At 64.8% G+C, this 18,830-nt stretch carries 15 protein-coding genes; 6 read left to right on the top strand and 9 right to left on the bottom strand.

Going from position 1 to position 18,830, the window contains the following annotated elements; translation table 11 throughout:
- Window positions 1-10 precede the first annotated feature (10 nt).
- From J8I29_RS20820 to J8I29_RS20830, 3 genes are all read right to left on the bottom strand, one after another.
- Window positions 11-1,567, bottom strand: a complete 1,557-nt coding sequence (locus tag J8I29_RS20820; protein WP_146126992.1) for a DUF882 domain-containing protein — start codon at window positions 1,565-1,567, stop codon at window positions 11-13.
- Window positions 1,568-1,912: 345 nt separating this feature from the next.
- Window positions 1,913-3,910, bottom strand: coding sequence for a L,D-transpeptidase family protein (locus J8I29_RS20825; RefSeq protein WP_209433115.1), 1,998 nt, complete (start codon window positions 3,908-3,910; stop codon window positions 1,913-1,915).
- Between the two features lie 165 nt (window positions 3,911-4,075).
- Entirely contained in the window at window positions 4,076-5,593 is a 1,518-nt protein-coding gene (locus J8I29_RS20830) for a sigma-54 dependent transcriptional regulator (RefSeq protein ID WP_209433116.1), read from the bottom strand.
- 346 nt (window positions 5,594-5,939) lie between these two features.
- On the opposite strand from J8I29_RS20830, the gene J8I29_RS20835 reads away from it, so the two are divergent.
- Both J8I29_RS20835 and J8I29_RS20840 read left to right on the top strand, forming a co-directional pair.
- Window positions 5,940-7,817 (top strand): M3 family oligoendopeptidase, encoded by a 1,878-nt coding sequence (locus J8I29_RS20835; protein WP_209433117.1) that lies wholly within the window; start codon window positions 5,940-5,942, stop codon window positions 7,815-7,817.
- A 125-nt stretch (window positions 7,818-7,942) separates the two neighbouring features.
- Window positions 7,943-8,806, top strand: coding sequence for a DMT family transporter (locus J8I29_RS20840; RefSeq protein ID WP_209433118.1), 864 nt, complete (start codon window positions 7,943-7,945; stop codon window positions 8,804-8,806).
- Here the strand turns inward: J8I29_RS20840 and J8I29_RS20845 are convergent.
- Window positions 8,803-9,726: a DMT family transporter gene (locus J8I29_RS20845; protein WP_209433119.1), complete on the bottom strand. Its 924-nt coding sequence runs from the start codon at window positions 9,724-9,726 to the stop codon at window positions 8,803-8,805. The genes J8I29_RS20840 and J8I29_RS20845 overlap by 4 nt on opposite strands.
- A gap of 119 nt (window positions 9,727-9,845) precedes the next feature.
- Between J8I29_RS20845 and J8I29_RS20850 the strand changes: the two genes are divergently transcribed.
- The gene (locus tag J8I29_RS20850; RefSeq protein WP_209433120.1) at window positions 9,846-10,280 is read left to right on the top strand and encodes an Lrp/AsnC family transcriptional regulator; all 435 of its coding nucleotides are present in this window, start codon (window positions 9,846-9,848) and stop codon (window positions 10,278-10,280) included.
- 23 nt (window positions 10,281-10,303) lie between these two features.
- On the opposite strand, the gene J8I29_RS20855 is transcribed toward J8I29_RS20850, so the two are convergent.
- From J8I29_RS20855 to acnA, 3 genes are all read right to left on the bottom strand, one after another.
- A complete protein-coding gene (locus tag J8I29_RS20855; RefSeq protein WP_209433121.1) occupies window positions 10,304-10,576 on the bottom strand; it encodes a hypothetical protein in 273 nt (90 codons plus the stop codon).
- 227 nt (window positions 10,577-10,803) lie between these two features.
- Complete coding sequence (locus tag J8I29_RS20860) at window positions 10,804-11,472, bottom strand: carbonic anhydrase (RefSeq protein WP_105864123.1); 669 nt, start codon at window positions 11,470-11,472, stop codon at window positions 10,804-10,806.
- 87 nt (window positions 11,473-11,559) lie between these two features.
- Entirely contained in the window at window positions 11,560-14,241 is a 2,682-nt protein-coding gene (gene acnA / locus J8I29_RS20865) for an aconitate hydratase AcnA (RefSeq protein ID WP_209433122.1), read from the bottom strand.
- A gap of 385 nt (window positions 14,242-14,626) precedes the next feature.
- Here acnA and J8I29_RS20870 point away from each other — a divergent pair, with 385 nt between their 5' ends.
- Window positions 14,627-14,914, top strand: a complete 288-nt coding sequence (locus J8I29_RS20870) for a hypothetical protein (protein ID WP_209433123.1) — start codon at window positions 14,627-14,629, stop codon at window positions 14,912-14,914.
- A gap of 40 nt (window positions 14,915-14,954) precedes the next feature.
- Here the strand turns inward: J8I29_RS20870 and J8I29_RS20875 are convergent, their stop codons facing one another.
- Complete coding sequence (locus J8I29_RS20875; protein ID WP_209433124.1) at window positions 14,955-15,857, bottom strand: LysR family transcriptional regulator; 903 nt, start codon at window positions 15,855-15,857, stop codon at window positions 14,955-14,957.
- A gap of 113 nt (window positions 15,858-15,970) precedes the next feature.
- Between J8I29_RS20875 and J8I29_RS20880 the strand changes: the two genes are divergently transcribed.
- The gene (locus J8I29_RS20880) at window positions 15,971-16,693 is read left to right on the top strand and encodes an SDR family oxidoreductase (protein WP_209433125.1); all 723 of its coding nucleotides are present in this window, start codon (window positions 15,971-15,973) and stop codon (window positions 16,691-16,693) included.
- Window positions 16,687-17,175: a RidA family protein gene (locus tag J8I29_RS20885; protein WP_209433126.1), complete on the top strand. Its 489-nt coding sequence runs from the start codon at window positions 16,687-16,689 to the stop codon at window positions 17,173-17,175. The genes J8I29_RS20880 and J8I29_RS20885 overlap by 7 nt, the downstream gene beginning before the upstream one ends.
- A gap of 106 nt (window positions 17,176-17,281) precedes the next feature.
- Here the strand turns inward: J8I29_RS20885 and J8I29_RS20890 are convergent, their stop codons facing one another.
- Complete coding sequence (locus tag J8I29_RS20890; protein WP_348536104.1) at window positions 17,282-18,676, bottom strand: amidohydrolase family protein; 1,395 nt, start codon at window positions 18,674-18,676, stop codon at window positions 17,282-17,284.
- Window positions 18,677-18,830 lie beyond the last annotated feature (154 nt).

Consider the following 18,830-nt stretch of genomic DNA (forward strand, 5'->3'; position numbering starts at 1 on the left):
AAGCTCTGGCTTAGTTGGAGGCGATCGAGCCGGTGAAGATATCCGGCATCGGCGTGAAGCTGGCGACGCGCAGAGGCTTCACCGCGGCGCCGGTGAACTTGTCGGCCCGCAGGTCCTGATAAGCCGCCACGCCGAAGCGTACCACCACCGTCTTCGACGGCGCCGCGATCAGCGAAGCCGTGGTGCGCAGATCCGGCTTGACCAGGGTCGCTTGTTGCTTGTTGCGGGCGGCGGAAACCGGTGCCGACAGCGAAGCGAAATTCTGCTTCTCGAAGCGCGTCGCGATCAAAGCCGGCCGCGGCGGGCGGGCGGTATTGGTCACCGGCGCGGTGTCGGCAAAGCCGAGCGCGCGCTGCGACTGGCGGTTGGCGCTGCGCTTCATGAAGCCTTCGCTGCCCTGAGAAAGGTCGGCGAAGATCGGCGGCTTGGGATCGACCACGGGCCGCGTCGCCGGCACCGAGGGCGGGGCATCCAGGGATGCGAGCTGCACGGGAGCCGCCTGGCTCTCCTCGGCGGCCGTGCCCGGACGCAGCGGCGGCAGCGGCACATTGGCAGCCGTCTCGCCACCCGTGCCATTCGGCCCGGTCTGCCAGATCATGCGGGGGCCGGTGTCGGCCGAGGCAAGCTGGGCCGTCGCGGCATCGGCGGCCTGGACGGCATCGATATCGTTGGGACGGCGTTCCGGCAGCGGCACGGGAGCCATGCGACGGGGCGACGTCGCCAGTTCATCGGCCATCGCCATCTGCTGCATCACCGGAGCAGGCTGCGGCGGCGCGGCCGGTATGCGAGCATTGCTACGCGTCGTCGGCGCATAGGCCTGGGCCACCTCGACCGGCGGGGCGCTGGTGGTGGTGGTGCTGTTGCTGCGCGAGCCGAACAGGGCCGCGAAGAAGCCGCCGCCGCTGGTTTCGGCAACATCATCCTCGCCGGCGCCACCGCCAGCCGAACCGCCATTGCGGCGAATTTCGTTCATCGCCAGCTGATAGCCGGGCATCGGACGTCCGTCCGAAGGCAGCAGCACCGTCTTGCCGTCGGGGAAGACGGAAGCGAGTTCGCTGCGCGACATGCGCGGCCACATGCGTACGCCGCCGGAGTCCATGTGGACGAAGGGCGAGCCAGACGAAGGATAATACCCCACGCCGCCACGCTGCAGGCGCAGACCGGCGACACGCAGCTTCGACAGCGGCACGCCGGGGATGAAATAGTCGATCGCCTTGCCAAGCGTGTGCTGGCTGAACTTGGCGACACCGCGCGAACGCCGGCGCAGCATGCCGTTGGTGCCGGGCGAGCGGTAGCCGCAGACGATGTTGATCGGCTGGGAGGCGCCGACCTGGCGATAGACCAGCCAGAGCGTGTCGAGCGCCCGCGGATCCATGCGCACGGCCTGGTTCTGGCGCCAGTCGCGCATGAACCAGTCGATCTTCTTCAGCGCAGCGGAGTCGTAGGAGCCGTTGCGCTTGTAGGTGATGTTGATGGTCTCGCCCGTATGCAGGTGGCGCATATAGAGCGAGCGGGTATCGCCATTGGCAATCGCGTCCTGCGTCGGCCCGACCAGAACCGTCGTCATCACCGTCGATGCGAGGGAAATGGCCAGAATGCGACCGGTACGCGAAACTTTGATCCGGGGCAAAAGGCTGAGTGGGTTCTGCACGATTAGCACTCTCGGCAAATAGGCGAGGGAACCAGCGCAGAGCGTATTTCCATAAATGGGACGCTCGGCGCCAGGTCCGGATTGCCGGAGTCTTGCCGAGATTGGTTAAAGCACCGTTGATGCACCGTTCGACCCCTAAGTTCTAGCCGTTGAAACCGGCCTTGGGAGTGGCCTTTTGCTTGGGAAACGTGGCAAAAAGACGAACGCGGGTTGGCAAACGCCAACCCTTACCAAACATGGTAAATCGTTGCATAACAGATTTCAGCCGGGAAGGCCAAGCGCCGAAATCACCTTCCGGTCATATCCGTAGATGTCATTGAGGCGCTGCAATTCGCCGTCACCGTCCACATAGGCGGTGAAATAAGCGATGTGGACCGGAATTTTCCTCTCCAAATCAATGCGCTGCTCGTCCCCGCCCTGCAGACCGCGGACACTGTCCTCAGTCCAGCCATTGCCCATCACCAGCTCGGCAAATTTATAGGGGTTATCCACACGCACGCAGCCATGGCTGAAGGCCCGTTCGTCACGCGAGAACAGGTTGCGCTGCGGCGTGTCGTGCAGATACACCGAGAAATTGTTCGGGAACATGAACTTGATGAAGCCGAGCGCGTTGCGCTCGCCAGGCGGCTGACGCACCTGCATCTGGCCGCCGACATAGCTCACCTCGTAGCCCCGGCGCTCGAGATAGCCGGGGTCCTGGGCGAGTTTGGGCATGTATTCCTTCTTGATGATCGACTGCGGCACGTTCCAGGACGGATTGACGACCACGAAGCTCATCATGTCCGAGAAGATCGGCGTCGGCGTATTGGCCTTGCCGACCACCACCCGCGCCTCGTAGCTCAGCACGCCGTCCTTGGTAAACCAGACCTTGTACTCGGGAACGTTCACGAAGACGTTGGTCAGCCCCATGTCGTGAGGAAGCCAGCGCCAGCGCTCCATATTGGCGATGATCTCGCTTTCCACATTCACGCGCGGCTGGCGCAAGGCCGCATTGAGGGCGACCACGGTGGCCGGTCCGAGCGTGCCGCTGGCCTTGAGGTTGCGAGCGGCCTGGAAGTCGCGGACCGCCGCCTGCAGCGCCTCGTCATAGACATCGCTGTCGGCGTCGCTGGCCGTCAGCCCCAAGCGGGTGCGCAGCACCGCCACCCGCGTATCGGTCATGCCCACCTTCAGCGTGGGACCGGCGGGAACCACGGGCAGGGAGGCTTCGGCGGCGGCGGCATTGGCGGCCCTGACGTCGGCCAGCTTCTGCTTCAGCGCCAGATATTGCGGCGAGGACGGATTGTAGCCGTCGAGCACCGCGACCGGATTGGAGGCGATCGCCACCGAAGCGAGCGCCGCCACCGGATCGGGCATGTTGGGAGCCTTGGCGATGTCGCGGCTGATCTGCCTGGTATCGACCCGGCCCGAGGAAGCCTGGCGGACATAAGTGAGGATGGCCGCACTCAGTGCGATCTCGGTATCGGCCTGGACATCGGCGCTGGCGCCGCTCAGGCTATCGATCCCGGGGACCCGGAAGGCCGCAGCATCGAGGCCGTCCTCGGCGGCGCGGCTCATGCGGTCGACCAGCGCCTTGGCCGCGGGCGTGAGCGCACCATTGTCGATCCACAGTGGCGTCAGGCCCCGCAGGGCGTAGAAGTCGCTGATGGCCTGCGCATCGGCGCCGCGCTTGGCTACGTAATCGGCAAGCCTGGCGGAAAGATTCATGGTGACCGTGGCAGGAGCGACCGATGGCGCGGGTGTACTGGCCTCGGCCGGCGGCATGGGCTCGGTCTTGGGTTCAGCCTTGGGCTCGACCTTGGGGGCCGGCGTCTCGCTGGGCACGGCGGCCGGGATTTTCGGTGTCGGCACGGCGGCGGGAGCGGGCTGTCCGGCGGGCGAGGCGGCTGCCACGGACTGGGTACCGGCCCGGGCCGCCTCATCCTTAGGAGCCGTAGCGGAGATCGAGGACGGCGTATCCGGAGCCACTGCCGTCTCGGCAGGCTTGGGGGCCATTTCGACGGGAGCCGGCACCGGCACGGGACCTACCGGTGCAGGCGCAAGCGTCGCGGTCGAGGCCGGCGCATTGTCCGGCTTGACATGCTGCACGCTCACCCTCTCCTGCGGCGAGGCGGCGGCCGGCGCGGTCTGCGGCGTCGCCGGCGCGAAGGCACTCTGCTTTTCGCCGGCACTCAGGCCGGGAACCGGCGGCGCTACGGGCACGGGGCTGGCTGGCGTACCGTTGTCTTGGGCATAGGCCGGGAGCAATATGGCGCTCAAGCTCAAAGCCAGAGCGACCGAACTCAACAAATTAGCGCGGTAACTCATAAGATTCCTCAATCCCCGGCGCCCAATGTCCCAACGCCGCCTGCAAATGTGTCGATAGTGACAAGTACCATGCCAGATTCAAGACAAATTCTGGTGTGCAATTGATCACGCCGCCGTTCAAGCCGCTCGGTGAGACTCGCCCACCTCTCCGGCTCTCACGCCGATCGACGCTTCGTCAAGTCCAAGTTCCTTGAGCTTGCGATAAAGCGTGGATCGCCCGATGCCGAGCTTGCGCGCGACCTCGGTCATCTGCCCGCGGTGATGGCGGATGGCAAATTTCAGCATGTCCGTTTCCAGTGATTCCAGCGTGCGCACGTCCCCCCGCGCATCGAGCATGGTCATGGTGTGGGGTTCACGCACCGTAATGATCTCGCGCAGCGGCGCCCCGGTGATCATGGCCGGGCCGGTGTGAACCGGCTTGGGCGGCAGCAGCGGCGCTGAGGGGATGCGCACATCGAACCCGTCCACGCGGGCAGCGATCTGCGGCAAATCGGGCACGCCGATCTCGTCGCCATCGGCGAGGATCACGGCGCGATACATCGCATTTTCGAGCTGGCGCACATTGCCCGGCCAGTCATAGGCGGCGAGCAGCGCCAGGGCCTCGGCACTGATGCTGCGTATGGCCTTGCCCTCCTCGGCTCCGAAGCGGGCGAGAAAATGCCAGGCGAGATCGGCGACGTCCTCGCGTCTCATCCGCAGTGCCGGCAGCATGATCGGAAAGACATGGAGGCGGTAGTAGAGATCCTCGCGGAACTGCCCTGCCTTGACGAGATCGATCAGATTGCGGCTGGTCGAGGAGATCAGGCGGAAGTCGGTGCGCACCGCCCGGCGCGCGCCCAGCGGCTCGATTTCGCCGCTGCGCAGCGCGTCGAGCAGCTTGACCTGCAAGACGGGCGACAATTCGCCGACATTGTCGAGGAAGAGCGTGCCGCCGTGGGCCTCCGCCAGCTTGCCGGCCTGCTTGTCGACGGCACCGGCTGCGTTCTTGTCCTGGCCGAACAGGATGCGTTCGGCCTCGGCCTCCGGCAGGGTGCCACAATTGACGGCCACGAAGGGCCGGCCGCGGCGTTCGCCCCCGCCGTGGATCGCGTGCGCCACCATCTGCTTGCCGGTGCCCGTCTCGCCCTCGATCAGCACGGGAATGGTCGAGCCGGCCGCTTTCTCGGCGAGGCGCACCACCCTCTCCATCTCCGGGCCGCGGGCGACCAGGTCCCTCAGGCCGAGCTGGCCCGCGGCGCGCTTGGCGAGCACGCGGACCTCGCGTTCCAGCGCGCGGTGCTTGAGGGCATTGCGGATCGACGCCTGCAGGCGCTCGGCGCCGACGGGCTTGACCACGAAATCGGCCGCTCCGGCCTTCATCGCCGAGATCACGGCATCGATCGAACCATGGGCCGTCTGAACGATCACCGGAACCTGCAGGCCGCGGGCCCGCATGCGACCGAGCACGCCCATGCCGTCGAGATCAGGCATCACCAGATCCAGAACGAGGAGATCGATCTTGCCGCCTTCGAGTTCGCGCAGCGCTGCTTCGCCGCTGTCCACGAGGCGGGCATGATAGCCAAAGCGCCTCACCATGGCCTCGAGGAGCCGGCGTTGCACCGGATCATCGTCGGCGATCAGAACAGTCGAGCCCATCAATCCCCCGTCCCATTTCATCCGATGCAGCGATCGGATCGCGATCCCTGCGGAAACCCTGACATCACTGCGTCAGCGCGAGGCTGCCTTCCGGCGAGGCCTCATAATTTCACCCGGGCGAAGCACCCCGTGTGCCGTTTCGGATCATCTAGGAGCAGAAGCGTGAAGGACTGCTTAACGACGTTTCATCGAAGTCACATTCGGCTGAGACGGTTGAAACCACCGCCGCGAACGGCGATATGTGAGACCATCACGGGGCCGCATCGCTGGCCCGGCTACAGCGTCTTTCGATTTGGCGGCGAGCGCCGGAACCGCAAAGGCGCATCGGTGGTCTCAAGGAGTTTTCATGGCCGGCCAATCTTTTTCCGCATCCTCGGGCTCCACCTCATCCGGGGTGGCCAAAGCCGATTCGCCGCAGACCAAGCCCGACCGGAAGGGCGGTGAACTCGGCCGATTGCCGGAATGGAATCTCGCCGATCTCTATCCGGGCATCGATTCGCCGGAAATCAGCGCCGATCTCGACCGGGGGCAGGCCGACTGCCTTGCCTTCGAGGAGGCCCATAAGGGCAGGCTCGCCGAGATCCTGGCAGGCACGGATGGCGCCCGCCGTCTCGCAGCCATCATCAAGACCTATGAAGGCATCGAGGACAGGCTGGGGCGCATCGCCTCCTTCGCCGGCCTGGTCTATGCCGGCGACACCACCGATCCCGCCCGCGCCAAATTCTATGGCGACGTGCAGGACAAGCTGACCACGGCGTCCTCCCACCTCCTGTTCTTCACGCTGGAGCTCAACCGTATCGACGATGCTGCCTTGGCCGAGGCGGTCAAGGACGAGGCGCTCGCTCATTGGAAGCCCTGGCTCGACGATATCCGCATCGAAAAGCCCTACCAGCTCGAGGACCGCGTCGAACAATTGTTCCACGACAAGTCGGTGACCGGGCGCGGGGCCTGGAACCGCCTGTTCGACGAGACGATCTCGGGCCTGCGCTTCCGGGTGGAGGACAGCCAGGAACTGACGCTGGAGCCGACCCTGAACCTGCTCCAGGACCCCTCCCCGGCCAAGCGCGAGAAGGCGGCGCATGCCCTCGCCCGCACCTTCAAGGACAATCTCAGGCTGTTCACCCTGATCACCAACACGCTGGCCAAGGACAAGGAGATCTCCGATCGCTGGCGCGGTTTCGAGGACGTCGCCGATTTCCGCCATCTGTCGAACCGGGTCGAGCGCGAGGTGGTGGACGCCCTGGTCTCGGCGGTGCAGGAAGCCTATCCGCGGCTGTCGCATCGCTATTATCGCCTCAAGGCCAGGTGGTTCGGGCTCGACCAGCTCAACCATTGGGATCGCAACGCCCCGCTGCCCAAGGTCGAGAGCACGCCGATCAAGTGGGAAGATGCGCGCAGCACCGTGTTGGAAGCCTATGCTGGTTTCTCACCGCGCATGGCCGGCATCGCCCAGCGCTTCTTCGACGAGAACTGGATCGACGCACCCGTCCGCCCCGGCAAGGCCCCCGGCGCCTTCGCCCACCCGACGGTGCCCTCGGCCCATCCCTATGTGCTCCTCAACTACCAGGGCAAGACGCGCGACGTGATGACGCTGGCCCACGAGCTCGGCCACGGCGTCCACCAAGTGCTGGCGGGCCATAACGGCGCGCTGATGGCACCGACGCCGCTGACCTTGGCCGAGACCGCCTCGGTGTTCGGGGAGATGCTGACCTTCCGCGCTTTGCTCGCCCAGGCTGCAAGCCCGGCGCAGAAGAAGGCCATGCTCGCCGCCAAGGTGGAGGACATGATCAACACGGTCGTGCGCCAGATCGCCTTCTATTCCTTCGAGCGCAAGGTGCATGTCGAACGCCGCCAGGGCGAATTGACCGCCGACCGCCTCGGCGAAATCTGGCTGTCGGTGCAGACGGACAGTCTGGGACCGGCCATCAAGATCGGGCCGGGCTACGAGACCTTCTGGACCTATATCCCGCACTTCATCCATTCACCCTTCTACGTCTATGCCTACGCCTTCGGCGATTGCCTGGTGAATTCGCTCTATGCCGTCTATGAGAAGGCCCATGAGGGTTTTGCCGAACGCTACCTCGCCATGCTGGCGGCCGGCGGCACCAAGCACCATTCCGAACTGCTCGCACCCTTCGGCCTCGACGCGCGCGACCCGGCCTTCTGGCAGATCGGGCTCAATCTGATCGAGAGCATGATCGTCGAGCTCGAAGGCATGGAGTGATGTTTCGTTTGAGGGATGCCGCCAGCGTTCCTCGGCCGGCAATGGGAGTCTCCGGCCGCGGCTAGGAGGGGCGGAGCCCTGAAGGAAGTATGCGCCCTCTCCTGGCCGGACAGCCGGATGCGAACATGGCGATTCTTCTCGGCCTGGCGGCAGCCCTGTGCTGGGGCGGCACGGATTTCCTCGGCGGCGCGGCGGCGCGGGCGCTCGGGGTGCGCTGGTCCCTGTTCTTCAGCCAGGCCGTCGGTTTTGCCGGCCTGTCGCTGCTGATCGCATTCCTGCCCGCCATCCGCAGCCAGATGGCGTCGGCGCCGCCGGAGGCTTGGCTGTGGGGCCTTGCCGCCGCTCTCAGCAACTTTCTGGCCATGCTTGCTCTGATGTCGGCCCTGGCCCGGGGCAAGGCCGCCCTGGTGGCACCCCTCACCGCCACCTATGGCGTGGTCACCACCTTGCTGTCGCTGGCGACCGGCGAGATTCTGGACCGATGGGCGCTGGCGGGCCTGGCGCTCTGTTTCATCGGGGTACCCTGCACGGTTTATGCGCCGGATGACGGCAGGGCTTCGGCAGGCTCGAAGGCTCCGCTGCGCCTGGCACTGGCGGCGGCCCTGCTCTTCGGCGTCGGCTTCTGGCTGCAGGGGCACCTGGCCCTGCCCAGGCTCGGCACCCCCGCGACGCTGTGGCTGCTCTATGCCACCAACCTGGTCTGCCTCGCCGGCCTGCTGACGGCGCAGCCGGCCGAATTCCGGCTGCCGCCTTCATCGCTCTGGCTTCTCGTCACCGCGATCGGCCTGCTCAGCCTGTGCGGCTTCGGCGCGCTGGCTCTGGGCGCGCTCACCGGGGCGGTCGCGGTGGTCACCGTGCTGAGCACCCTGTCCGGTGCCGTGACCGCCGCCCTGGGCGTGGTGCTACGTGGCGAAAGATTGTCGCCGCTGCAATGGCTCGGCATCGCCGCCGCCCTTTTCGGCGTCCTCCTGCTCAGGATTGGGAGCTAAAGCGTTTTGGGATTTGGCGGAATCGGTGCCGCCGCCTCGTTCCGCCGCAACGGCGACCAGCCGAGCGTCATGCCGGCGGCCGCGACCAGGATGGCGCCGGCGCCGGCCATCTGCAGCCAGTCCAGGCGATGGTCGAAGGCGATGAGGTCGACCAGGATCGCCACCACCGGATAGATGAAGGAGAGCGCGCCGGTGAGGCTGGTCGGCAGTTTCTGGATGGCGCCATAGAGCAGGATATACATCAGCCCGGTATGGACGATGCCGAGCGTGCCCAAAATCGCCCAAGTCTGCATCGACCAAATCTGCACGCCCGTGGACGGATGGGACAGGTCAGCGAGCGGGGCCAGCATCGCCAGGCCGACGATCACCTGAATCAGCGCGATCAGATGCGGCGGCACCCCCTTGAGCTTCTTGGCGGCCAGAGCGGCGATGGCATAGAAGAAGGCGGCGCCGAGCGCCAGGCCAATGCCGGCCAGATAGTCGGTGCCGTCAGCGCCGCTTTTGGCCTGCACGATACCGAGCATGCCGGCAAAGGCGAGGCCGAGCCAGAACGCTTTGGAGGCCGTCAGCTTCTCCGCAAAGAACAGCACGCCGAAGCCCACCAGCATGAAGGGCTGGGTGTTGTAGACCGCGGTGGCGATCGAGATCGAGGCACGCGGATAGGCGGCGAACAGCATCAGCCAGTTCGCCACGATGGCGACGCCGCCGATCACGGCCAGCCCGATCTGCCGCCCCGTAATGACGTCGCGCTTGAAAAGGCCGAGCCCCAGGCAGATCAAGGCGAGCGTACCGGCACCGAACAGGCAGCGCCAGAACACCACGTCGATGACCGGCTGGCCCGACAGGATGACGAACCAGCCGATCGTCCCCGATATGATCATGGCCGCCGTCATCTCGGCCGTTCCGCGGAGCTTGTCCATGACATCACCTCTCAATGGAGATCGGAGTCTATTCGGACGCTTTGCGGATTTATATGGATCGGATTAGGCCAGCTATGGCATTGTCCTAAATTACGAAGGATAAATTGCGAATTGGCATCATGCTTGATGAAATGGATAAGCGCATCGTCGACATCCTGGTCGAGAATGCCCGCATCTCGCTGAAGGAACTGGCGAGCCGGGTGAACCTGTCCTCCCCCTCGACCTCCGAGCGGCTCAAGCGCCTGGAGGAGCGCGGCGTGATCCGCGCCTTCACCGTGGACGTGGATTCGCAGGCCCTCGGCTATACGCTGCAGGCGATCGTCCGCATCCGCCCTTTGCCCGGCCAGTTGCCCCGGGTGCAGAGGCTGATCGAGGAAATCCCGGAATTTTCCGAATGCGACAAGGTCACGGGCGACGACTGCTTCGTCGCCCGGCTGCATCTGCGCTCGATCGAGCAATTGGACGAAATCCTCGACCGCCTGATCGACAAGGCCGAGACGAACACCGCCATCGTCAAGTCACAGCCGGTGAAGCGGCGCCTGCCGCCGCTGTAAAGGCACGTCTCATCGAGCCGAAATCACCGCGCGAACAGCAAGGCGCCCGTCGCCACCAGCAACAGCCAGGTGACCCCGTCCCATTCCGTCAGCGAGGAGGATGGGGCGCGACGGCATGCGCCGAGAGCGGCCATCACCTGTATCACCGCAAGAAAGGTGAGCAGCACGGCAAAGGTCGGCGCAAAGGCTTTCGAACCAGAAGCCGCCAGCAGAGCCGCGAAGAGGACTTCGGCGGCGAAGACGTGAATGGTTACCCTGGATACCAGATCCAGTTTTCTCGAGACTGACTTCGACATGATGGATGCAGTTCTAAAAATGCCTCGTTCTTGCGGCGGCACTGGAGCGCATTCGCCGGCGAAGAGGAGAAAGGCGTCGTCAGGCCTCGCCGACGATTGGTCGACGAGACTGACATCGATGGCATTTTACGAAATACGGCGCATATTATACAAATAAATATTGTATAATATTTTGAGCGTGACGCGTAAGGAAGTTATAAGGGCGCCCTTCGCGGGACCGCTGGGGCTCAGTCGCAGCGCAACAGGGACGGCGGCGTACCGATATCGCTCACTACCGCCTCGAAGCGGCGGGTCTTGGGGTCGCGCACCAGCAGGTGGCCGGAAGCGATACCGAAATAGGCGCCGTGAAGCTGCAGCTCGCCGGCATCGACGCGACGGCGCACGCTGCCGAAGGTCATCAGATTGGCCAGGCTCTGCTCCACCGCGGCCAAGCCGAGCCGGGTCACATAGTCATCGGACGGCGTCTCACCGGGGTCCTCGAGCGTGTCGAGCGCCGGTGCGATGATCGACATCCACTTGCCGATGAAGTCACCGGAGGAGAGCGGCGCCCGCTTCTCGGCGAAGGAGCGGATACCGCCGCAGCTGGCATGGCCCATGATCACGATATGCTTGACCTTGAGCGCTTCGACCGCGAATTCCAGCGCGGCGCTGGTGCCGTGGAACTGGCCGCCTACTTCGTAGGGCGGCACGATGTTGGCGACGTTGCGCACCACGAACAGCTCGCCCGGCCCTGCATCGAAGATCACTTCGGGCGAGACGCGCGAGTCGCAGCAGCCGATCACCAGGACTTCCGGGCTCTGCCCTGTGGTCGCCAGCGACTCATAGCGCTGCCGTTCCCGGGAAAAACGATCACCGAGGAAGGACTTGTAACCGGCTATGAGACTGTCTGGGAACATGGGATCTCCTTGAAGCGTGGACCACTCGGCCAATACCCTCCCCTGGTCCGCAACTCTCTCGAGTTGCGCGGGGAGGGTAAACCAGGATTAGGCCGCCAGGTTCCGCAGCACGAACTGCAGGATGCCGCCATTCTTGAAGTAGTCGAGCTCATCCAGCGTGTCGATGCGGCACAAAAGCGGCACCCTGACGGTCTTGCCGTCGGCGAAGGTGATCTCGGCCTCGATGGTGGCGCGCGGCTTGATCGTCTCGATACCCTCGATCGTCACGGTCTCGTCGCCCTTAAGGCCGAGCGTCTGCCAGGAAGTGCCTTCGGCGAAGGTGAAGGGCACCACGCCCATGCCGACCAGGTTGGAGCGGTGAATGCGCTCGAAGCTCTGGGCGATCACGGCGCGCACGCCGAGCAGCTTGGTGCCCTTGGCGGCCCAGTCACGCGAGGAGCCGGTGCCGTATTCCTTGCCGGCGAATACCACCAGCGGCACGCCCTCGGCCTTGTAGCGCATGGCGACGTCATAGATCGGCGCTTCCACGCCATCGGGATAGTGGATCGAGAGGCCCCCTTCGATACCCGGCAGCATCTGGTTCTTGATGCGGATATTGGCGAAGGTGCCGCGCATCATCACCTGATGGTTGCCGCGGCGGGTGCCGTACTGGTTGAAGTCCACCGGGCGGACCTGGTGGTCGCGCAAATATTCGCCCGCCGGGCTCGCCGCCTTGATCGAACCGGCCGGGGAAATGTGGTCGGTGGTGATCGAGTCGAGGAAGAGGCCGAGGACACGGGCCTTGTGCACGTCGGTCGGCGGCACGGGCGTCTTGGTCATGCCCTCGAAATAGGGCGGGTTCTGCACATAGGTGGAGCGCTCGTCCCAGGCATAGGTCTGCCCAGCCGGTGCGGAGATCTTCTGCCAGTTTTCGTCGCCCTTGAAGACGTCGGCATATTTGGACTTGAACATCGCCTGCGTGACGAACTCGTCGATCACCGCCTGGATTTCGGCGCCATCGGGCCAGATATCGGAGAGGAAGACAGGCTTGCCGTCGCTGCCGGTGCCGAGCGGCTCCAGCGTGAGGTCGACCTGAAGCGAGCCGGCCAGGGCATAGGCGACCACCAGCGGGGGCGATGCCAGGTAGTTGGCCTTCACGTCCGGATTGACCCGGCCTTCGAAGTTGCGGTTGCCTGAGAGCACGGCGGCGGCGACGATGTCACCCTTGTTGACGGCCTCGGAGATCGGCTCGGGCAACGGACCCGAATTGCCGATGCAGGTGGTGCAGCCGAAGCCCACGAGGTTGAAGCCGAGGGCATCGAGGTCCTTCTGCAGACCGGACTGGCTGAGATAAGCCTCCACCACCTGCGATCCCGGCGCGAGCGAGGTCTTGACCCAGGGCTTGGACCTCAGACCCTTGGCCGCAGCCTTGCGGGCGAGCAGGCCGGCCGCGACCAGCACCGAGGGATTGGAGGTGTTGGTGCAGGAGGTGATGGCGGCGATGGTCACGGCGCCATGGCCAATGGCATAGTCGGTTCCGGCGACGGCCTGGGTCTTGCCGGCTTCGCCCGGCTTCTTGAATTCGCCTTCAAGGGCGGCGAGGAAGCCAGCCTTGGCGTCGGAGAGCAGCACGCGGTCCTGCGGACGCTTGGGACCGGCGAGCGAGGGCAGCACGGTGGCCAGATCCAGCTCGAGGATGTCGGTGAACACGGGATCGAAGCTCGAGGCTGTGCGGAACATGCCCTGTTCCTTGGTATAGGCCTCGACCAGGGCGATACGGTCGGCATCGCGGCCCGACTTGTCGAGATAGCGCAGCGTCTCGGCATCGACAGGGAAGAAGCCGCAGGTCGCGCCATATTCCGGCGCCATATTGGCGATGGTGGCCTTGTCCTCCAGCGTCATGGCGTCGAGACCCTGACCGAAGAACTCCACGAACTTGCCGACCACGCCCTTCTTGCGGAGCATCTGGGTGACGGTGAGCACGAGGTCGGTGGCGGTGACGCCGGCCGGCAGCTTGCCGGTGAGACGGAAGCCGATCACTTCGGGGATCAGCATGGAGTTGGGCTGGCCGAGCATGGAGGCTTCAGCCTCGATGCCGCCGACACCCCAGCCGAGCACGCCCAGGCCGTTGACCATGGTGGTGTGGCTGTCGGTGCCCACCAGCGTGTCGGGGTAGGCGACGGTGGTGCCGTCCTCTTCCTTGGTCCAGACCGCCTGCGCCAGATATTCGAGATTGACCTGATGGCAGATGCCCGTGCCCGGCGGCACCACGCGGAAATTGTCGAAAGCCGACTGTCCCCATTTCAGGAAGCGGTAGCGCTCCTGGTTCTGCTCATATTCGCGGGCGACGTTGTTCTTGAAGGCGTCGTTGTTGCCGAAATAATCGACGACGACGGAGTGGTCGATGACCAGGTCCACCGGCACCAGCGGGTTGATGCGGGTGGGATCGCCGCCCAGGGCCTTCATGGCATCGCGCATGGCCGCGAGATCGACCACGGCCGGCACGCCGGTGAAGTCCTGCATCAGCACGCGGGCGGGCCGGAAGGCGATCTCGCGCTCGGCCTTGCCGCGATTGGTGAGGAAGGCGGCGATGGCTTCGATATCGCCCTTGGAAACGCTGCGGCCATCCTCGAAGCGCAGGAGGTTCTCGAGCAGGACCTTCATGGAGACCGGCAAGGCGGAAATGCCGGGAAGACCGTTCGCTTCCGCTGCCTTCAAGGAATAGTAGGTATAGGTCTTCGAGCCCACCTGAAGTGTCTTGCGGGCTTTGAAGCTGTCGAGAGAGGCCATGGCAGGTTCCCTGAAAAAGGCCGAGGAAGGTCCCCAAGCCTATGATAGGTCAGCGGAATTCGCGCTCGCGAGGCGATTTGTGCGGCGCGGGATGGTGCGTTTATAGAAGGATTCCAGTCAGGCCGCTACTGCCTATTTGGCGCCGGCAGCCATGCCGGGAATGCGGGATTTGGCGCCTCGAAGGCAGGGTTCGGCAGGGACGGCCAAATCGGCTCGATTTTTAACGCTTTATTAAGGCTGATCCCGGATTCCCGGGCCTGACACCACGATTCCTCGCGATTTCCGCCGTGTGACCATCGACACGGCACGCTCGCGCCGCAATCGGCATCTACTCCGCCAACCTCAGCTTTCAGAACGCGGCCGAACTATTGCTCTTGAGGATATCATGCAGCCATTTGCCCCCTTGCTCGCCAAGCTTCGCACCGAGTTCCGGCATGCCTGGTTTCCGACCTTGCTGATCTGCAGCATGGTGATCCTGCATGACCTGGCCACCGGCATCCAGCATGGCGGGCTGGTGGTGGCGCTGCTGATCGCTGCCTTCATCCTCGCCCGCCCCGCCTTGCTTCGCCAGCGCTCGCCGCTGCAGAGCTGGCGCCACAGCCTGATCTATGCCGGCGCCATCCTGGCCGCGACTCTGATCTCCCTGGGCACGCTCGACTGGCTGAAACTCTGAAGTCGATGCCGCTGACGATCGGGCGCTGCGGCAACCGGCGTCACCGCAGCTTTATCCAAAGCGGGCTCTTCCAAGCCTTTAGGGCATCGAGGAAGGCCTGCAGTTTTGCTGGAAGGAAGCGTCGCGTCTGGTAGACGGCATGCACGAAGATCTCGGGCGAAGACCAATCCGGCAGGAGGCGCACGAGTTCGCCGCTCTCGATGCGTTCGTCGCAATAGGTCGAGGGCAAGAGCCCGATCCCGTGCCCCTTATAGGTGAAGGCACTCACGGCCTGGAAATCGCGGCTGGCGATCGGCCCGGAAACCTGGATTTTCACGGCCCTGCGGCCATTGACCAGATGCCATTCGGCTTCGTTGTTGCGCCCGTTCATCAGCACGCAGCGATGGCGGGCGAGATCTTCCGGCTTGGCCGGCCGGTCGCGCCCCCCCAGATAGCCCGGCGTCGCCACGACATAGCGCACGCTCTTGCCGATGCGCTGGGCGATGATGCTGGAATCCTGCAGTTCCCCGAAGCGGATGGCCACATCGACATTCTCGGCGATCAGGTCGAGAAAGACATTGGTGACGACGAGATCGACCTGGATCTGCGGAAAGGCCTTCAGGAAGGACGAGATGAAGTCGTAAAAGGGCTCCTGCCCCATGATCACCGGCACGGAAATCCGGAGCAGGCCCTCCGGCCTTCTCTGCGCCTGGACGAGCACCCGCTCGGCATCCTCGAGCTGGACGAGTGGCTCGCTGCATTGCTGGTAATAGGCTCGCCCCTGGCTCGTGAGCGTCAATTTGCGCGTCGTCCGCTGCAGCAGCGTCACGCCCAATTGTTCCTCGAGCGCGCTCACCTTGCGGCTGACGGTGGAGACCGGCATGCCGAGCGCGTGGGCGGCGCGGCTGAAGCTTTCGAACTGCGCCACCTTCGCGAAAACGGCGATGTCGTTGAGATCGGCCATTCCGGGATTTTTGCATGGATGGAAAATTGATTCCATATATTTCCATCTAATCAAAAGACTGGCGGCAGCGCAAATTCTTCCCACGAGAGCAAACCAACTCGTGGAGAACTCAAATGACAAACAAAGTCGTCATCGTCACCGGTGCTTCGCAGGGCATCGGCGCAGGCCTCGCCAACGCCTTCCTCGACCAAGGCTACGCCGTCGTCGCGACATCGCGGCGGGTTTCCGAAACGGATGAAATCCGGGCTTCCGAGAGGCTGGCCCGCGTCGACGGCGATATAGCCGACCCCGCCACCGCTCAGCGCGTGGTCGAAACCGCACTCGCCCGCTTCGGGCGGATCGATGCCCTGGTCAACAATGCCGGCATCTTCTTCACCAAGCCCTTCGTCGACTACACGCTGGAGGATTACCGCCGGCTCGCCGCCACCAATGTGGAAGGCTTCCTGCACCTCACCCAAGCGGTTGTCCGGCAGATGCTCACGCAGAAGAGCGGCGGCAGCATCGTCAGCATCACCACGCCCCTGGCCGATCATCCGATCGCCGGCGTCAACGCCTCGGTCGCCATGGCGACCAAGGGAGGCATCGAGGCGTTGTCCAAGAACATCGCCATGGAATATGCGGGCGAGGGCATCCGCGTGAACACGGTCGCCCCTGGGGTGGTCGACACCCCGCTTCATAAAGACAGCCCAAGGGATTTCATCAATGCCTTGTCGCCCATGCCCGGCATTTCCGCTGTCGAGGAAATCGTCGGGGCGGTTCTCTTCCTGACCGAGGCTCCGCGCATAACCGGGGAGGTGCTGCACGTCGACGGCGGCGCACATCTGGGCAAATGGTAAGGCCGGATATAGCGGCGGCTGCCGGCGCGGAACGGCGGCTGGAGGAACTCGGCATCGCTCTTCCCCCGCCTCCCGCGCCGTTCGGCGCCTATGTCGAGGGCGTCAGGATCGGCCGGCTGCTCTTCCTGAGCGGAATGCTGCCGGTGATCGACCGCAAGCCGCAATTCATCGGACGCCTCGGCGGCGAACTTACTGCCGAGCAGGGCTACCAGGCTGCCGAACTGGCCGCCCGCAGCGCCCTCGCCGTCATCAGGCAGGAGCTCGGTTCGCTCGACAAGGTGACCGGCGTCGCCAAGCTCGGCGTCTATATTGCCACGCAAGGCGATTTCCGGGAGCATCCGAAAGTTGCCGACGGCGCCTCCGAGCTTCTTCTCAAGGTCTTCGGTGCCGAAATGCTGTCGGGCCGGGTCGTGCTCGGGGTCGCCAGCCTGCCCCTCGGCCTGCCGGTCGAGGTCGAGCTGGTGGTCGAAATTGCCGATTGAACCGGCTCCCCGCGGAGCGGCGCTCAGGCGCCGCTCGCACTGAAACTCGCTTGCGCCATGTCGAGAAAGGCCGCCGGGCGGCAAGGACGAGCATCACAGCCCTCCATCAGGCCTGCCCCACGCTGCCATAGACCATGCGGCCCTGGTGGAAGGTGGCCGTGCGCGCCGGCATGCGGGCCACCGCCTCGGCCGAGCAACTGGCGGGAACCAGCGTGAAGGCCGCGTCGTCGCCGGCCTTCGGCCAGGCGCGCTTGCCGCTGTCGTCCAGCGGCAGCACGCCGCCGGTGGCGATCGACAGCGAGCGCGAGAGATGGAATTCGTCGGAGCCCCGGTAGAGCTGCGCGTAGAGATTGGCCTTCTCCAGCATATCGCCGCTGCCGAAGGGCGACCAGTGATCGATCACGCTGTCGGTGCCGGTCATCACGAAGACCCCCTTCTCGCCGAGCTGCGGCAGCGGCATCATCAGACTGCCGATCGGCACCGTCGAAGCGATGGTGATGCCCTGCGCGGCAAAGCGTGTGGCGAGTTCGGACAGCGCCTGCGGCGAGAGCGTGGTAAGTGCGAAGGCATGGCTGATGGTGAGCTTGCCCTTGAGCGGCGGGTTCTTCTCCACCGTGTCGACCATGTAATTGATCGCCGCCACGCCGGCCGGGCTGGTCTCGTGCAAATGGATGTCGACCCCCTTGCCGGTGTCGAGGGCGATCTGGAACATGGCGTCGATCGATTTTTCCATGGCGCCGTCGACATTGGTCGGGTCGAGGCCGCCCACATGCTGTACGCCCATGCCCATCGCTTCGCGCATCAGGCCGTCGACCTTGGAATGCAGCAGACCGTGCTGGGGAAAGGCAACGATCTCGCAGGTAAAATCGCTGCGGTGGTTTTCCAGCGCGCGCTGCAGATGTTCCAGGCTCCTGAGGCCGCTGACCGGATCGATGTTGCAATGGCTGCGCGCCACCGTGCTGCCCTTGGACTGCAGCAGGGCAATCAGTCCCTCGGCGCGCTGCTGGGAGGTCGGCAGCAGCTCAGGCAGCAATTTCTGCTCCAGCGCGATCATATCCATGATGGTCTTGCCCTGGCGCGGCCGCGGGGCCTGCCAGGGTCCGCCATAGAAGGTCTTGTCGAGGTGGATGTGCATGTCGCGCATCGCCGGCAGCAGGAGCTGGCCATGGGCCTGGTAGCGCGGCAGGTCGTCGGCCAGCCCGGCACTGGCCGCATGCAGGGCCGCGATCTTGCCGTCCTTGATCTCCAGCGTGTAGAGCGCCGTGCGGGTACCGATCACCGTCTCGCCATCATATTCGAAGCCTTCTTCGAGGCGCACGCCGGCGAGATAATAATGGCGATCGGTGAGCGCGCTGGCCCCGGCCTCACCGGCGGCATGGCTCGCACCGGTAGTCGCAGCCAGGGCGCCGCCGCCGGTCATGCCGATGGCGGCCCAGGCGGTGGTGAGTGTTCCGGTTCGGCTGAGAAAAGCCCTGCGGCTATGCTGCTGGTGGTTTTCCACGGTGGTTTCCTGCCCTCGCTGGATGGTCTGGCTCCCAATTTACGAGGGGGCCCGCGACGATGGCAGCGACATTTGCCAATGCTGATCATTCGATTCGGCAATGACGAAGCCAGCGCAAGGACAGCCAATGAGGGCCAGGCCGTTCATGCGAGAA

This window comes from Labrys sp. LIt4, from assembly GCF_017813775.1.
Classification (GTDB): Bacteria; Pseudomonadota; Alphaproteobacteria; order Rhizobiales; family Labraceae; genus Labrys; species Labrys okinawensis_A.

Coding starts and splice junctions, on each gene's coding strand:
- J8I29_RS20845 (WP_209433119.1), bottom strand. CDS start 9,726: ATGGACAAGCTCCGCGGAACGGCCGAGATGACGGCGGCCATGATCATA.
- J8I29_RS20835 (WP_209433117.1), top strand. CDS start 5,940: ATGGCCGGCCAATCTTTTTCCGCATCCTCGGGCTCCACCTCATCCGGG.
- acnA (WP_209433122.1), bottom strand. CDS start 14,241: ATGGCCTCTCTCGACAGCTTCAAAGCCCGCAAGACACTTCAGGTGGGC.
- J8I29_RS20855 (WP_209433121.1), bottom strand. CDS start 10,576: ATGTCGAAGTCAGTCTCGAGAAAACTGGATCTGGTATCCAGGGTAACC.
- J8I29_RS20885 (WP_209433126.1), top strand. CDS start 16,687: ATGGTAAGGCCGGATATAGCGGCGGCTGCCGGCGCGGAACGGCGGCTG.
- J8I29_RS20840 (WP_209433118.1), top strand. CDS start 7,943: ATGGCGATTCTTCTCGGCCTGGCGGCAGCCCTGTGCTGGGGCGGCACG.
- J8I29_RS20820 (WP_146126992.1), bottom strand. CDS start 1,567: ATGACGACGGTTCTGGTCGGGCCGACGCAGGACGCGATTGCCAATGGC.
- J8I29_RS20870 (WP_209433123.1), top strand. CDS start 14,627: ATGCAGCCATTTGCCCCCTTGCTCGCCAAGCTTCGCACCGAGTTCCGG.
- J8I29_RS20875 (WP_209433124.1), bottom strand. CDS start 15,857: ATGGCCGATCTCAACGACATCGCCGTTTTCGCGAAGGTGGCGCAGTTC.
- J8I29_RS20860 (WP_105864123.1), bottom strand. CDS start 11,472: ATGTTCCCAGACAGTCTCATAGCCGGTTACAAGTCCTTCCTCGGTGAT.
- J8I29_RS20850 (WP_209433120.1), top strand. CDS start 9,846: ATGCTTGATGAAATGGATAAGCGCATCGTCGACATCCTGGTCGAGAAT.
- J8I29_RS20880 (WP_209433125.1), top strand. CDS start 15,971: ATGACAAACAAAGTCGTCATCGTCACCGGTGCTTCGCAGGGCATCGGC.
- J8I29_RS20830 (WP_209433116.1), bottom strand. CDS start 5,593: ATGGGCTCGACTGTTCTGATCGCCGACGATGATCCGGTGCAACGCCGG.